Source organism: Membranihabitans marinus (assembly GCF_019802045.1).
GTDB classification, from domain to species: Bacteria; Bacteroidota; Bacteroidia; order Chitinophagales; family Saprospiraceae; genus Membranihabitans; species Membranihabitans marinus_A.
The window spans coordinates 143735-160127 of sequence record NZ_JAHVHU010000015.1 but is presented as its reverse complement, the minus strand read 5'-3'; the positions used below and the strand labels follow the sequence as shown (position 1 = coordinate 160127).

The window sequence follows — 16393 nt, the reverse complement described above, 5'->3', positions numbered from 1 at the left end:
GGTCTACACCCAGGTCATCCAACAGGTCAACCCAGTTGTCATACGGTGCATTCGGACCTAGCTCAGCACAAAGATCAACCATGGCTGTCTCCGTCCACCAGTCACTGCGTCGTCCCAATCGAAGATCGATCGCACAGTTGTCCCAGCTTCCTTCGTCCCAGTTAACCGCAGGAACCCACGCAATCTTGTCAGCCAAGGTTACATTCAGGTTGCGATCTACAACTACTGTCGGAGGTACATCGTCTGTTACACGGATGAATTTGCTCCATGTGCTTTGATTCCAGCAGTTATCTGCAGCTTCATATACTACTTCAGTCAATTCACCATCACATCCACTGAAAGGGATCGTGATTGGATCAGCCGTGTGCGAGTAAGTATATACGATACATTCTTCTCCACTAGCCAATGTTTTCGTCTCGGTATTGGTCAACTCAAGTGCTACGGCACGAGTTCCACCTTGTACTTCGACCATCGCTTTCACAGCATGAACACCACTGCAGTTATCAACCACCTGTACAGATGGTACATATACTTCAGCAGCACACTCATGTGTTCCTACTCGGTAGGTCGTTGGGTTACTAAATTCCCATTCAGCTGCACCTCCATATTGTACACCGTCACGGATAGATTCCTGAATCTCTTCCTGATCCCAGTCAGCCGGGTAGCAGAAGTCAAAGATTGGTCCCATGGTGTCAACAAGTGTCTGCCATTCGCTGATGTGAATCTTGATCGACTTATCAGTCGCGTCATAATCTACTACAGCTTCGCTTGGTATCTCAGATTGAATTGCACAAGAATTAGGCGTAGTAGCCCAGCACGTCTGTGTTACATACGTGTCCAAACCACGTGTCTGAGGACAGCTTCCAGACCAGTCCGCAGATTCCTGACGGATCTGAATACCGCAGTGTACACCTTCTTTCAAGCAAATATCCTGACAAAGCTCAGGATTCGTAGAAATCCCTTCTGCGATGGTCAAACCAGGCACGAGCACACGTACGCAATCGAACTTTTCACCTGCTCCTACATCGCAATAGCTCACACAGTCACCGCTTCCATAGATGGAAGGCCAGCCTCCGGAGAACCAGAAAGGACTGTTACCGTGACCATTATAGAACCACTTCGAATCCACCTTAACAAAGGTTCCACCTTCAGATAAGACTAAATCACCTTCCTCCAACAACAAGTAAGGTACAAAAGTATAGTTCGTACCTCCATAGTTCCAAGAAGTTGGCGATACACCGCCTTCAAGAATTTCGTGAAGCAAACCATAACCTATTTGTTCTGGAGTTGCATTTGCTATTACATCATCACCGTAATCGCCAGTAATGATGTCTTTAATGGTTACTTGCGTACCATCTGCTTTTTGCAGAATCACACACTCTAAGTACTCAGCAAATATTTTCGGTCCCTGGTCCCACGCGTGATCCAGACCAGCTTCTATTACTGTCAATGGCAGATCATAGATCACACCACCCAATTTGGAATGCGCGTACTCATAATCATGAATACCTACAGGCTGCTTCCAGGCTGCATAACGCTTCAAAGCGTCGCCTTCGTCCACTACAGGCTCCAGCTCGCAGAAGAAAGAATCTTCAGCATTCGCCAGGAAAGCTTCCGGTGTCAATTCCGGCAATCGGAATACGACAATCGTATCAGTAAGCGTAGTCAACTGACCATTCTTATCGTACGACTCCCAAGTTCTCCAGATGACTTTCGCTGTATCGCCTTCGCCACACGCATTGGGCATCATCACCCAATCCGGCTGTACTTTCGGAGCAGTCGCGCTTCCACCGCAAGGAGCACTTGCTGTCGGCACGTGCATAGATGGCGCAGGAATGCTTCCGCAATACACATTAATTTTATTATCTGTCACATGAGGTCCTGTAACTTTGGTTCCCAAAGCAGAAGTCAGGACCACGCCAGGTGTACCATTGAGGTTAATAACCCCTTGCGTACAATTCCCTACGTCGTTCCGAACTGAGTAGTCCAGGTTTTTACCAAGGTAACTACATACATTCCATGTGTGCGTAGCATCAGCATCAGCCAGCTCCACAGGGAAGCCAGACAACACCCCACCCCACTGGTTGTAAACAGTAACTGTCACAGGGTAAGTCACCCCTGCGTGGTTGGTGACATAATCATCGGCACCAACTTCAATATCGCCACTTTCATCAATGGCAGGAGAGAAGTTGGAGCAGTTTGGCGCTTGCTGCGCCTGGGTTTGCATCGGCAGCGCGAGCACAAACAAGGCGAGCAAGGGGACTATGCCCTTGAGCCAGTTTGAGCCCAGACACCACGATGGCTGAATTGTTGTAAAATTCGTCTTTTTCATGAGTTCTAGTTTTGGTTGATTAAACAATCGGTTCTTAAAATAAGTTATGTAAATAAAATAAATAAACAATAATTCCAAATTACAAAAAACCAAACAAACCTTTCTCCTTAGAAAAAGCTTGCTCAGCGCTTCTTATTGAATTAACTACCCGCAAAATTAATGGTAAAAGTAAGGGTCTTCTCATCAACAGTTTTTGGTTTTAAAATGGGACAATAACATGTCTAATTTCTAATTCTCGCTCCGAAAACAGACCACCTGTTCCGTCACAGGGAATAAATTTAGACATAAAACATCAAACTAAAAAATATTTAATGCAAAAATTCATATATTTTTTATTTCAGAATTAAATACCATTAAAAACAACGCAATACATATCACTGGTTTTAGATATTTAATCATATAGAAGAAATTTGATATCTTCAAACTCCTCCCTGGAAAAACTTTTTAGCGTACGCGCCGGGTGCACACCTTTGCTTATTACACTCGTCTTCCGTCACTGCACAAAGGTATAATAAGTTGACATTAATGGCCAATATTACACCCATCTAAAAACGTTAAATATCTTTTTTAACATTTCAAATCAAGATATCGACCATATCACACGATAATTACACATTATTATAATTTTTAATATGTCGAAATAGAATCTCAATTTTATCGATAATATCTTCAAAAAACCGTATTTTTGCAGTTCATTATCAATAGTATAGAATACCTATGTTTGCAGAATATGATGTAATTGTCGTCGGTGGAGGTCACTCTGGTTGCGAAGCAGCTGTAGCTGCAGCCAACATGGGATCAAAGGTTATGTTGGTCACCATGAACATGAACACCATAGCCCAGATGTCCTGCAATCCCGCCATCGGCGGGATCGCCAAAGGCCAGATTGTCCGGGAAATGGATGCTATGAATGGCTATACAGGGATTGTTACAGACCATACCATGATTCAGTTTCGTATGCTCAACAGATCCAAAGGGCCCGCTATGTGGAGTCCACGGGCTCAATCAGACCGCATGGAATTTGCCTCCAAATGGCGTCAAATGCTGGAAAGTCACCCATTGATTGATTTTTGGCAGGAAATGGTCACCGGATTAATAGTTCGGGACAACCGAGTCTATGGGGTGCGGACCTCGCTGGGCCTGGAAATTCCATCAAAAACAGTCATTCTCACCAATGGTACCTTTCTCAACGGACTCATCCATATAGGCGCAAAAAAAATGGGGGGCGGCCGTGCCGGAGAACGCGCAGCCAAAGGGATTACTGCCCAGTTGGAAGAACTCGGATTTGAGAGCGGTCGCATGAAGACAGGGACTCCGCCCCGGGTAGATGGCCGTTCATTGCACTGGGATCGCATGGAAATACAACCCGGAGATGAACATCCTAATAAATTCTCTTTCACACAAACCCCCGTCCTGAAAAATCAAATCCCCTGCCACATCACTTATACCTCATCGGAGGTACACGATGAATTAAAAAAAGGCTTTAAGGATTCCCCCATGTTCAACGGTCGCATCAGAGGCATTGGCCCCAGATATTGTCCGTCCATTGAAGATAAAATAGATCGGTTTGCTGACCGGAACCGACATCAGTTATTTATAGAACCGGAAGGACGACATACCTGCGAAATCTATGTTAATGGATTTTCATCCTCCTTACCGGAAGATGTACAATATAAAGCACTGAAAAAAATAGAGGGATTCGAGGATGTTAAAATGTTTCGACCGGGCTACGCCATTGAATATGACTTCTTTCCACCTCAACAGCTTAAACACAATCTCGAAACCAAACGCATTTCAAATCTTTTCTTCGCCGGACAAATCAATGGCACCACCGGCTATGAAGAAGCTGGCGGCCAAGGCCTTATGGCAGGGATTAATGCTCATCTCAAAATACAGGAAGAAGAACCTTTTGTATTAACCCGCTACGACAGCTACATCGGTGTGTTAATTGATGATCTGGTCAACAAGGGAACCGATGAACCCTATCGCATGTTTACCAGCAGAGCTGAATTCCGTATTTTACTCAGACAAGACAATGCTGATATCCGATTAACGCCCAAAGTAGCAGCTTTAGGTATGCAAGGCATGGAGGAGCGCATGGCGCAGACCCGACAAAAACTGGACGCTATTTCCAGGATTGAGCATTTTGCACGCGACTTTAGTGTGGAACCCGGACTGATTAATCCCTACCTGGAGACCATTAACAGTTCACCATTACCTCAAAAAATTAAACTGGAAACGCTTATTCTTCGGCCCAATGTTCATTTTGAAGACCTACGCCCCTATTTGAATCCGTTGGATGATTTTTTGAATCAAGAAAGCGAAGAAGCCATCAATAGTGCAGAAATCGAAATGAAATACAGTGGATACATCAAAAAAGAATTGGAGCAGGCCCAAAAACACAAGCGACTGGAAGAAGTCAGTCTGGGTGAAAACGTAGATTATCACAAAATATCCTCCCTATCCATGGAAGGACGTGAAAAACTAATGGCTTCAAAACCCATGAATATCGGTCAAGCGAGCCGGATTTCGGGCGTTTCACCCGCTGACATTTCAGTCTTGCTCGTACACATGGGCCGGTAGACAAGATAAATGTGTGTTTGCCACATTTTATGCACTATGGGCTTCGGATATATTAACGACGAAGGGATCGGTTGGATAAAATAAAATAGTTGTGTAGTCTGTAGTGGTGTTTACACACTCACAGGTTATGATATACATCGAAATCAGCCTTCCGGGTCTATTAATTCAGTATCACCGAATATTCTTGAGGGAGGTTTGTTGATTTTTGACACGACATTGAGGCAAGGACAGGATGCGGGATTAGAGCAAATATGAAAATACAATATTTTATAACACGCACCACAATTTTTCAATAGCCCGTCAAAGATACGAAATGCAAGCTCATTTAAATCACCTTATCATATGAAAACCAAGAACCTCTATTCACACTGCCTTTTTATTTTCCACATTGTAGCAGCTCTATACCTGGCAGCATCATCGGCTACAGCCCAAGACCACATCTACCGGTACCCGGATGTATCAGCTGAACACATCGTATTTAGTTTTGCAAACGATTTGTGGCTGGTATCAAAAACCGGTGGTCAGGCGTATCGATTAAGCTCTCCAGAGGGTCCGGAAACCTACCCCCGCTTTTCTCCGGATGGCCACCAAATTGCCTTTTCAGCCAACTACGACGGAAATACGGACATCTACACTATAAATACCCACGGTGGGAATCCGCAGCGCCTGACCCACCACGGTATGTCTGATCGGGTGGTAGAGTGGTACCCGTCCGGTGATAGTCTTTTATTCGCTTCGTCGCGGTACAGTGGCAAACAACGATACAACCAGTTTTTCAGAGTTTCTGCTGAAGGCAGTCTTCCCATTCCACTAGCGTTGGAACACGCCGAGTTCGGTTCCTTCTCTCCCGATGGAAAAAACCTGGCATTCACCTACAAAAGCCGAATCACACGCACCTGGAAGCGGTACCGGGGCGGCATGGCTGCAGACATTTTCATTTTTGACCGGAACAACTACACCTCGGAGAACATCACTCGTAGTGATCACAATGACGAACTGCCTATGTGGCATGAGAATACCATTTATTACCTGTCGGATCGCGGCCAACACAAACGGGCGAATATATGGGCCTACGATACCGACACAAAGAAGCACAAACAGATTACAGAATTCCGGGACTATGACATACATTTGCCAGCACTGGGACCAGACGATATTGTATTTGAGGCCGGTGGAAGTATTTATTTGCTGGATCTTCACACACACCGTTATAATAAGGTGGATATCACCATTGTTGATGATTTTATTAATACCAGGCCTCAACTAAAAAATGTTTCAGCCTTGTTGCAAAACGTATCTCCATCTCCGGATGGAAATCGCGTTCTGGTCGAAGCCCGGGGCGATATATTCACCCTGCCGGCCGAAAAAGGCGCAGTACGAAACATGACCTCTTCTTCCGGCAGTGCTGAGCGTTATCCGGCCTGGAGTCCGGACGGTTCCAAATGGGCCTATTGGAGTGATCAAAGCGGGGAGTATCAACTCATGATCGCCGATCATCAAGGCAATGAAACAACTTCACTCACTCATTTTAAAACAGGATTTAAATACCAACCATTCTGGTCCCCCGATAGTAAAAAACTAGCCTGGATCGGCCAGGACATGGTTCTGCATTGGATCGACACAGAAACAAATCAGATTCACCGCATAGACCAAGGGCTTTATTTATTCCAGGGTGCCTTGGATAATTTTAAAATAAGCTGGTCCGGTGACAGCAGATACCTGGTTTATGACCGGGGGCTAACCAATCGGCAAAATGCCATTTTTATTTATGACACCAAAAAACAAAAAAAACACCAGGTGACTTCTGGCTTTTACAATTGTACCCAACCCGCTTTTTCAACGGATAATAAATTCTTGGTACTCCAGACCAATCAACGATTCTCACCCCAATACAGCTCATTTGACAATTCCTGGGTTTATGTTAACAGCAGTCAGATTGCACTCATTCCATTGGATAAAGAAGAGAGGTCACCGTTCCTGGCTGAAAACGATTCTGTAACGATCAATACCAGCACAACCAAAGAAAAGAAAAAGGATTCCATCGACCAGGATACCACCAAAGACCAGCTCCGGATTGATTTTGAAGGCATGGAATCTCGAATGATCATCCTTCCACTGGCACCCGGAAATATCTCCCATCCTTATTTGACAGATAATAAAGTGTATTACCTGCGCCGACCTGTCAAAGGCGAAATCGATGGAAAGACCCGCTTACAATATTTTGACCTTAAAGACAAAAAAGAAGAAACTGTAATTTCCGGAATTAGTTTTTATCAATTCACGGCAGATCACCAGAAAATCCTTACGGGGACCCGAGGAAAAATGGGATTCATAGCTCCCGGTAAAGGAAAAAAACTAGAAAAAATAGTGCCGTTGGATCAAATCCAGACATGGGTGGATCCTAAAAAGGAATGGAAACAAATATTTAACGATGTCTGGCGCATCGAACGAGACTATTTTTATGATCAAAATCTTCACGGTGTGGACTGGGATGAGATGAAAGCCAAATATGGCAATCTGGTGGAGCATGCACATTCCAGAACCGACCTAAATTACCTGATCGGCGAACTAATCGGGGAATTAAATGCTTCACACACCTATCGAAGCGGGGGCGACACGGAAGAATCAAAGAATACTCCGGTAGGGTATCTCGGCATTAACTGGTCAATGGATCAGGGTGCATACAAAATTGCAAAGATAATCCGTCCGGCCGCCTGGGATACCGAAGTACGGTCTCCGCTTGATGCACCGGGAATCGGCGTGAAAGAAGGTCAATACATATTGGAAGTTAACGGCCTGGAGCTGGCACAATTCAAAAATCCATATGCCGCATTTGAAGGATTAGCCGGAAAAACAGTGGCACTGGTCATCAGCGATGATGCATCCGGCACCCACCGTAATACAGTTTACGTCAACACCATGGCCTCCGAAACACGGCTACGAAATCTGGCTTGGATAGAACAAAATAGAAAATATGTCGATGAGGCTTCTGACGGGCAGATTGGGTATGTGTATGTGCCAAGTACCGGTCTGGATGGCCAAAAAGAATTGGTGCGTATGTTTTATGGCCAAATCAACAAAAAAGCCCTGGTGATCGACGAACGGTTCAATAATGGAGGACAGATTCCCGATCGGTTTATAGAATTGCTCAACCGACCGGCATTGGCTTATTGGGATGTACGGGACGGAGCGACCTGGTCCTGGCCTCCAACTGCGCATTTTGGTCCAAAGGCTATGTTAATCAATGGCTGGTCAGGTTCCGGTGGTGATGCCTTTCCGGATTACTTTCGAAAAGCCGGAATTGGACCACTGATCGGCACCAAAACCTGGGGTGGGCTGATCGGGATTACAGGAACCCCTACTCTCGTGGATGGCGGTAGCGTAACTGCACCGACATTCAGAATGTACAATCCCGATCAGACCTGGTTCCCGGAGGGCCATGGTGTAGAACCGGACATTTACATTCCCGAAGATCCCAGTGCGCTAGCCCGGGGGAATGATCCACAGCTCAAAGCTGCTGTGGGATATCTGCTCAAAGCTATCGCCGATAGTCCCCCAGCGGTCCCTGAACCTCCGGCGGTTGAAAAAAGAAACTAACCCGCCGCTACAATGAAATTTTAAGTACCTTTGTTTTCTCAAACATTATGCGCAATGAATAATCTGAATCCGAAAGAACTAGCTGGTAAAAAAGCTGCCGAATATGTAAAACCTGGCATGAAAATCGGCCTGGGAACCGGGTCTACAGCCTTCTATGCAATACATGCTTTGGGAACTAAAGTAAAAGAAGGACTAAACATTACATGCTTCCCGACATCCCAAGCCTCTGAAGAGCTCGCGAAATCATTGCATATCCCCTTGATGGCCCATCATGAAGTTCACCGATTGGACATCACTATTGATGGTGCTGATGAAGTAGATCCGTCCAAAAACCTAATCAAGGGTGGCGGTGGTGCTTTACTGCGTGAAAAAATTGTGGGAGCTATTACTGATCTATACCTTATCATCATCGACGACTCCAAAAAGGTAGAACGCCTTGGGTCGTTTTCGGTGCCGGTCGAGGTTGTTCCCTACGCGTGGCAAGTCACAGCCGGGCATATCCAAGAACTGGATGCTGATACCACACTGCGCGAGTCAGATGACGGCTTTTTTGTGACGGACAATGGAAATTATATCCTGGATTCGGATTTCGGACTGATAAAAAATGTGGCGGAACTCGAAGTAAAATTGAATCAAATTCCAGGTGTGGTGTGTAACGGTCTTTTCATCGATATGGCAGACTATATCATTTGTGGACATTCCAATGGCGACCTGGAAGTATATTGAAGCTTTCAGGCCATCCTAAGCCATAGAGATCTGAAGCATATATTTTAATAAATAGCCAGTGCTACCGAAGCGGCTCCGCATGAAAAGAATCAATACCTCATCAATCAGCTGCTCGCCCGAGGATCATAGTGTCCTGAAAAAAGCATATCTTTGAGTCTCAAGTAAATTTTATTACCCAATTAAGTTCCAATGAGTTTAGAAAACCGCATTCAAAAAGACATGGTTCAGGCCATGAAATCAAAGGACAAAGATAAACTAAGAGCACTTAGAGCCGTAAAATCGGAAATCATCCTGGCCAAAACAGATGGTAGTGGTGGGGCTATGGATGACTCCAAAGAGCTGAAGATCATTCAAAAAATGGTCAAATCTCGACAGGAATCATTAGAAATTTATGAAAAAGAAGGCCGCGATGATCTTGCTGAAAAAGAACGATCTGAAATCGAACATATCCAGGCCTATTTACCCGAACAGCTGAGTGAAGATGAGATTAAACTAAAAATTGATGCCATCATTGATGAAACGGGCGCAAAAACCATGGCAGACATGGGTCGGGTCATGGGACTAGCACAAAAAGAGATGGGTGGACGAGCAGATGGAAAGACGATAGCCACGCTGGTCAAAGCTCGGCTTTCTTAATGATCGGACATTATGCTGACTAGAAGCATTTTTGCTAAAGTATTTTTCTCGGCATTTCTTTTTTGCCAAATGCTGATCCCCGCAAATAGTCAGGACACCCTTAAAGTCTTGGTTTCCGGGAACCCACCTTTTGTGATGGAAGATAGTACTGATCCGCAAGGTATCTCCATCGAGGTCTGGGAAGAACTCGCTGATTTACACAATCTAAGCTATAAGTACATCTGGAATGCCAATGTAGACGAGGCACTTCGTTTGGTCAAAAATGAACAAGTGGACGTGGTTGTTGGTCCCATAAGCATCACATCAGAGCGAGCAGAACAGGTGCGATTTACACAGCCCTATTTTATCGCCAGTTATTCCATCGCATCATCGTATGGCGGACTTTCCATTTGGAAGCGAATCCAACCTTTTTTCAGCAAAGGTTTTTTTATTGCCGTCTCGGTATTATTGCTTATTCTCACCGGCGTCGGAGCACTCTTTTGGTTGGCCGAGCGAAAGGCCAACCCCGAACAATTTCCTCAAGATCCCATCCATGGGATAGGCAACGGAATATGGCTCGCCGTTGTGACGATGACCACAGTGGGGTATGGGGATCGGGCGCCCATCACAAGAGCAGGTCGAATTGTGGCAGGTTCCTGGATGATTATAGCTTTGGTCACAGCAACTTCCCTGGTCGCCGGCATAGCCAGCACACTCACGGTATCAGGCCTGAATACCTCAACCATTCAAGGTCCCAATGATTTGGCCGGGAACAAGGTCGCATTGGTCGGCAATTCGCCAGCCCTAGAGTTTGTAGAAAATCATTCCGGTGTCATTGTAAAAATGCCGGATCTAAAAACCAGCCTTCATGAACTAAAAGAAGGCAAAGTCAGCGCAGTGGTTTATGACCGACCGCAACTCAAATACTACCTCGAAAATCACCCCGATCAAGCCCGGGATTTGTCCATCGGACTGGGCGAATATCTCCCCCAGGGATATGGTTTTGTCACCCCGCTCGACAGCCCGTGGAGCAAAACCCTAAGCGTGTATTTACTGGAAATGCAGGAAGAAGGGCTTATCCGGGAAATTGTCGGAAATTGGCTCGGTAAAGAAGAAGCCAAATAACCTGCAAAAGCCAGAAAACATGGGATCCGTACGAATCCACACTGTATTTTTCTACCTACCACTCGATCATTAACAGATTATTGCATTCTTGACACCCGTGAAATCATGCCTTGGTTTCTCATTTGCGTATAAACTTTATTAAATGTTTATCGGTCGTCAGCAACTATTTTAATATTTATTTGACTATTACCCGCCAATTTCATAATATTTTTATAGTTTTGGCCTCTGATTTTGTATGTCTTTCTACGTATATTGTAAGACATATATCTAAAAAAAGGTATCAATTAGTAATCCGTTAATAATTATTCAATGAGAATACACTTACTTAAGCTGAGTGTCACATTTATTATGACGCTTTTTTATGTCTCTGGTTTCGGAGCACCAGAAACGAAAGATGAATCAAATATAAATTTCGTTCCAGACACCATCCAGGTAAGTGGCACGGTCGTCGATGAGGACAATGTGCCTTTACCCGGTGTTACGGTAACCATCATCGATCTTCAAGGGGGTGTCATCACCGATATTGATGGTAAATATACCATCGGAGCCCCCTCCGACGGAACCATTCGTTTCTCCTACGTAGGAATGGAAACACAGCTGATCGAGATCAACAACCAGCGCACCATCGATGTCGTATTGCAAAGCAAACTTCAGGAGCTTGAAGGGCTGACCGTGGTCGCCTTTGGAAAACAAAAGAAAGAAAGCGTCATTGCCTCCGTGACCACCGTTAATCCCAGTGAGCTCCGTGTGCCCTCAAGCAATCTAACCACGGCCATGGCCGGCCGGATGTCGGGAATCATATCCTACCAACGCTCTGGCGAACCTGGCCAGGACAATGCGGAGTTTTTTATCCGTGGTGTGACCACGTTTGGATACAACCGTAGTCCGTTGATTCTGATCGATGGGATCGAACTTTCTACTGATGATCTCGCTGATTTGCACCCGGATGATATTGCCAGTTTTTCGATCATGAAAGATGCAACAGCCACTTCGTTGTACGGAGCGCGGGGGGCAAATGGTGTCATCCTGGTCACGACCAAACAAGGCGTAGAGGGCGTCATGAAAATTAATGTTCGTCTGGAATCCTCTAACTCCCGGCCTACACAGAAAATTGATTTTGCGGATCCGCTGACCTACATGAGGCTCCATAATGAAGCTGTCCGTACAAGAGACCCATTGGGCATTCTTCCTTATTCCCAGCTCAAAATTGACCAGACAGCCGATCCCAACCGAAACAAATTTGCTTATCCCGCGAACGATTGGTTCGGTGAGACCATTAAAAACTCAACCACGAATACCCGCTTGAATTTTAATTTAAGCGGAGGCGGATCCATTGCAAGATATTACATCTCTGCGTCGGCATCCAAAGATAATGGTATCTTAAAAGTAGACAACCGAAACAGTTACAATTCCAACATCGATCTGCAGCAGTATCTGGTCCGGTCCAATATAGATATAACGCTGAGTGAGACCACTGAAGCCACACTGCGTGTTCATGGTACATTTGATGACTATACGGGTCCCATAAATGGGGGAACCCAGGTGTATCGAAATGTTGCACGATCCAATCCCGTTCTTTTTCCGGCTTACTATGAGCCCGATGAAGCCAACCGATTCCGACAACATATCTTATATGGAAATGCAGGAAGTGGACGATTTATGAACCCCTATGCAGATCTTACACGGGGCTATAAAGAGAGTAGTAAATCACTGATGCTGGCTCAATTTCAGATTCAACAAGACCTCAAAATGATCACCGAAGGCTTAAACTTTCGCATCATGGCCAACACCTATCGGGAATCCTTTTTTGATGTTAAAAGAACATCCATTCCTTTTTATTACAAAGTGGAATCGTTTGACCGTCGGGCGGATGAGTATGTTTTGGAACCGTTGAACTCAGACGAGGGAAGGGAATACCTCGACTTTGAACCCAGCAACAAGGATTTATTATCCAACTTTTATGCCGAAAGTGCAATCAATTACAATCGCACTTTTAACGATGTACATGGCGTCAGTGGGTTGCTTGTGGGTATCGCTCGCCAGTCGCTGGTAGCCCCCGGAGCCGGTACTGACCTGCAAGGATCATTACCCCGAAGAAACCTGGGTTTATCGGGTCGATTCACTTATTCTTTTGCGGATCGGTATTTTGCCGAATTCAACTTTGGATATAATGGGACGGAACGTTTTGCTGCACAGGAACGATTCGGGTTTTTCCCCTCTTATGGGGCCGGATGGCTGGTATCGAATGAAGATTTCTGGGAGCCACTCAGTCCGGTTGTCAACAGTCTGAAACTAAAAGCAACCTACGGGCTGGTGGGAAATGATGCCATTGGCAGTCCAGCAGACCGGTTCTTCTACCTGTCCAATGTCAGTCTGAATGACCCGGCAAGATCATACAGTTGGGGGACTGATGGACTGGTGTCCGTGGATGGAGTCTCTATCGGCCGGTATGCTAATGATCTGATCACCTGGGAAACAGCCAAAAAACTGAATTTAGGGTTTGAAATGGGATTGTTCAATACAGCCACATTGATTACCGATGTTTTCTTCGAGAGCAGAGATAATATTCTGATGGACCGGATCAATCTGGCGACACTGGGGTTACAAGCCAGTACGAAAGCCAATGTCGGGGCAGCTTCCAGCGGTGGTATTGATATGTCGCTCGATGTAGAGCACTTTTTCAATAATGATTTCTGGATCATCGGTCGTGCTAATTTCACCTATGCCCGTGGCGTATTTGATCGTTTTGAAGAACCAAGTTATACGGAGACCCCATGGCTGTCAAGGATCGGCCAGCCCATCACACAACAATGGGGCTATCTGGCGGAACGGTTATTTATTGACGATGAAGAAGTGCATCAATCACCACAGCAACTCTTCGGAAGCGTAGTACGAGGTGGAGATATCAAATACCGGGACATCAACGGTGATGATAAGATTACCGGTCTGGATCGGGTTCCAATCGGCTACCCAACGACACCTGAAGTGATCTATGGATTTGGTTTCTCGACCGGATACAAAGATTTTGATCTGTCGATGTTCTTCCAGGGTTCTGCAAACTCTTCGTTTTGGATCAATCAGAATTTTGTGGCTCCATTTATTGACGCCACCTACAATGGTGAAACCAAAAATTTCATAGGCTACAATGCTCTACTCCAAAAAGTGGCGGATGATTACTGGTCCGAAACCGACCGCAATGCCTATGCATTCTGGCCTCGACTATCAGATAATCTGGAAAGCAATAACAATCAGCAGTCAACCTGGCTGATGCAGGATGGTTCTTTTCTACGATTAAAATCTTTTGAAGCAGGCTATAATTTACCGCAACAATGGATTGATAAATATAAAATGAAACAATTAAGGGTCTACGTCAGCGGAACGAACCTAATGCATTGGAGTAAATTCAAATTATGGGATCCGGAAATGGGCGGAAATGGTTTGGATTACCCGGTACAACGAGTGTTTAACTTTGGATTACAAGTATCCTTTTAAAATGAAAGACAAAATGAAATACATACACCAACCTTATATATTCCTATGCGTTTTGATCAGCGTCCTGGGACTTACAGTGACTAGTTGCAATTATCTGGATATCGTACCCGATAATGTAGCTACGCTGGACAACGCGTTTACCGACCGGGCCAATGCAGAGAAATTTCTGGCCACGTGCTATTCCTATTTGCCAAATTATGGCGATCCCTGGGTCAACCCCGGGTTGCTCGGCAGTGACGAAGTCTGGCTCAATGAAGAACAAGGCGACCCGCAGGCAACCCTCATCGCACGAAACCTGCAATCCACCGTAACGCCCTATCTAAACTACTGGGATGGTTTGGAGCGAGGAAAACCACTATTTCAGGCCATTCGGGATTGCAATATTTTTCTGGAGAACATCGATCGGCCGCATGATATTCAGGAAACGGAACGGAAGCGATGGATCGCAGAGGTAAAGTTCCTGAAGGCCTACTATCATTTCTGGTTGCTCAAAAGCTATGGACCGATACCAATCATAGATGAAAATCTACCGATATATACTTCTTCAGAGGGGATCAAAACGTATCGCCAACCTGTGGATGATGTGGTCGCTTACATTTCTGATCTGATGGATGAAGCAATGACAGACCTACCACTCAAAGTAGAATCATTGACGACCGAAATGGGTCGGATCACACAGCCTATTGTGGCATCCATCAAAGCGCGCATGTTGATGACCGCTGCCAGCCCTTTGTTCAATGGAAACAGTGACTTCTCCGCTGTAGTGGATGATCAGGGTCGCCATTTATTCAACACCACGTACTCACCTGAGAAATGGCAGATTGCAGCAGATGCGGTGAAGACAGCCATTGACCTGTGTGAAGAGGCCGGTTTCGAGCTCGTCCAGGAATATGAAACTAATTCCGATTTAAATGAAACAATTCGCCAGGAATTGATGCTTCGTTCCATCATATCTGCCAGAGAATCTCCGGAAGTCATATGGGGCTCCACACATTTCCGTTTTTCCTGGACCTACCAGCGCATGGCACAGCCTCTGCTTGTAACGGTAACTTCTGCCAACCCGGTGTCACAGTTCTATGCGGCCACGCTCCGGATGGCTGAACTCTTTTATTCCAAAAACGGTGTACCCATCGATGAAGACAAAATGTACGAATACGACCGCAGATATGAACTTCAGCGCGCCTCCAGTGATGAAGCCGACTTTGTACAGCCAGGTCAGTTCACCGCCAAACTACACTTTGAACGGGAACCCCGTTTTTATGCTGGTATCGCATTTGACCGTGGAGCCTATGTCCTGGATCCCACTTATCGATATGTCCAGGCTCGTGCTGGTGAACTAGCGACAAAAAGAAATCAAGGCGAGTTCTCTGCGACAGGATATTTTGTAAAAAAATTGATCGATGCTAAAAACAACTTCAACGGTCAGTCCTACGTCATCAACTACTCTTACCCTTTTCCTATTATTCGCCTGGCAGACCTTTACCTCTTGTATGCAGAAGCACTGAATGAGATAAAGTCAGCGCCCGATGCTGAAGTGTATGAATATGTCGATAAAATAAGGGAAAGAGCCGGGCTCGAAGGTGTCGTAGAATCATGGTCGACCTATTCCCGCCAACCCGACAAACCATCCTCCAAAACAGGAATGCGGGAAATAATACAACAAGAACGGAAGATTGAACTGGCTTTTGAAGGGCAGCGTTTTTGGGACATCCGGCGCTGGAAAACGGCTGAAGATATTTTATCGCAACCGATCCGAGGGTGGAACATCAATGGCCCGGGACTGGAATTCTATCAGGTGGTCAATTTATGGCAATCGGATTTTGAACCCAAGGATTATTTGTGGCCGATCAAAGAAACAGAAATTATCAACAATCCGAACCTGGTTCAAAATCCGGGTTGGTAACTTATAAAACATTTTATATT

8 protein-coding genes are annotated in these 16393 nt (G+C 45.4%); 7 read left to right on the top strand and 1 reads right to left on the bottom strand.

Features of this window, described 5'->3' with window-relative positions; genetic code table 11:
• On the bottom strand, nt 1–2332 hold a 2332-nt coding region (locus KUV50_RS15605; RefSeq protein WP_222581113.1), incomplete at its 3' end, for a hypothetical protein.
• A 717-nt stretch (nt 2333–3049) separates the two neighbouring features.
• Here KUV50_RS15605 and mnmG point away from each other — a divergent pair.
• The 7 genes from mnmG to KUV50_RS15570 all read left to right on the top strand — a co-directional run bounded on the left by mnmG (nt 3050) and on the right by KUV50_RS15570 (nt 16373).
• On the top strand, nt 3050–4915 hold the full coding sequence (gene mnmG / locus KUV50_RS15600; RefSeq protein WP_222581112.1) for a tRNA uridine-5-carboxymethylaminomethyl(34) synthesis enzyme MnmG: 1866 nt from the start codon (nt 3050–3052) through the stop codon (nt 4913–4915).
• 342 nt (nt 4916–5257) lie between these two features.
• Complete coding sequence (locus KUV50_RS15595) at nt 5258–8512, top strand: S41 family peptidase (RefSeq protein WP_222581111.1); 3255 nt, start codon at nt 5258–5260, stop codon at nt 8510–8512.
• A 63-nt stretch (nt 8513–8575) separates the two neighbouring features.
• On the top strand, nt 8576–9238 hold the full coding sequence (gene rpiA / locus KUV50_RS15590; protein WP_222581115.1) for a ribose-5-phosphate isomerase RpiA: 663 nt from the start codon (nt 8576–8578) through the stop codon (nt 9236–9238).
• A 189-nt stretch (nt 9239–9427) separates the two neighbouring features.
• Complete coding sequence (locus KUV50_RS15585; protein WP_222581110.1) at nt 9428–9874, top strand: GatB/YqeY domain-containing protein; 447 nt, start codon at nt 9428–9430, stop codon at nt 9872–9874.
• A 12-nt stretch (nt 9875–9886) separates the two neighbouring features.
• Nucleotides 9887–10978: a transporter substrate-binding domain-containing protein gene (locus KUV50_RS15580; RefSeq protein WP_222581109.1), complete on the top strand. Its 1092-nt coding sequence runs from the start codon at nt 9887–9889 to the stop codon at nt 10976–10978.
• Nucleotides 10979–11287: 309 nt separating this feature from the next.
• Nucleotides 11288–14470 carry a SusC/RagA family TonB-linked outer membrane protein gene (locus KUV50_RS15575; protein ID WP_222581108.1) on the top strand — a complete coding sequence of 1061 codons (3183 nt, stop codon included), beginning with the start codon at nt 11288–11290 and terminating at the stop codon, nt 14468–14470.
• A 13-nt stretch (nt 14471–14483) separates the two neighbouring features.
• Nucleotides 14484–16373, top strand: a complete 1890-nt coding sequence (locus KUV50_RS15570) for a RagB/SusD family nutrient uptake outer membrane protein (RefSeq protein WP_222581107.1) — start codon at nt 14484–14486, stop codon at nt 16371–16373.
• The last annotated feature ends 20 nt before the right edge of the window (nt 16374–16393 follow it).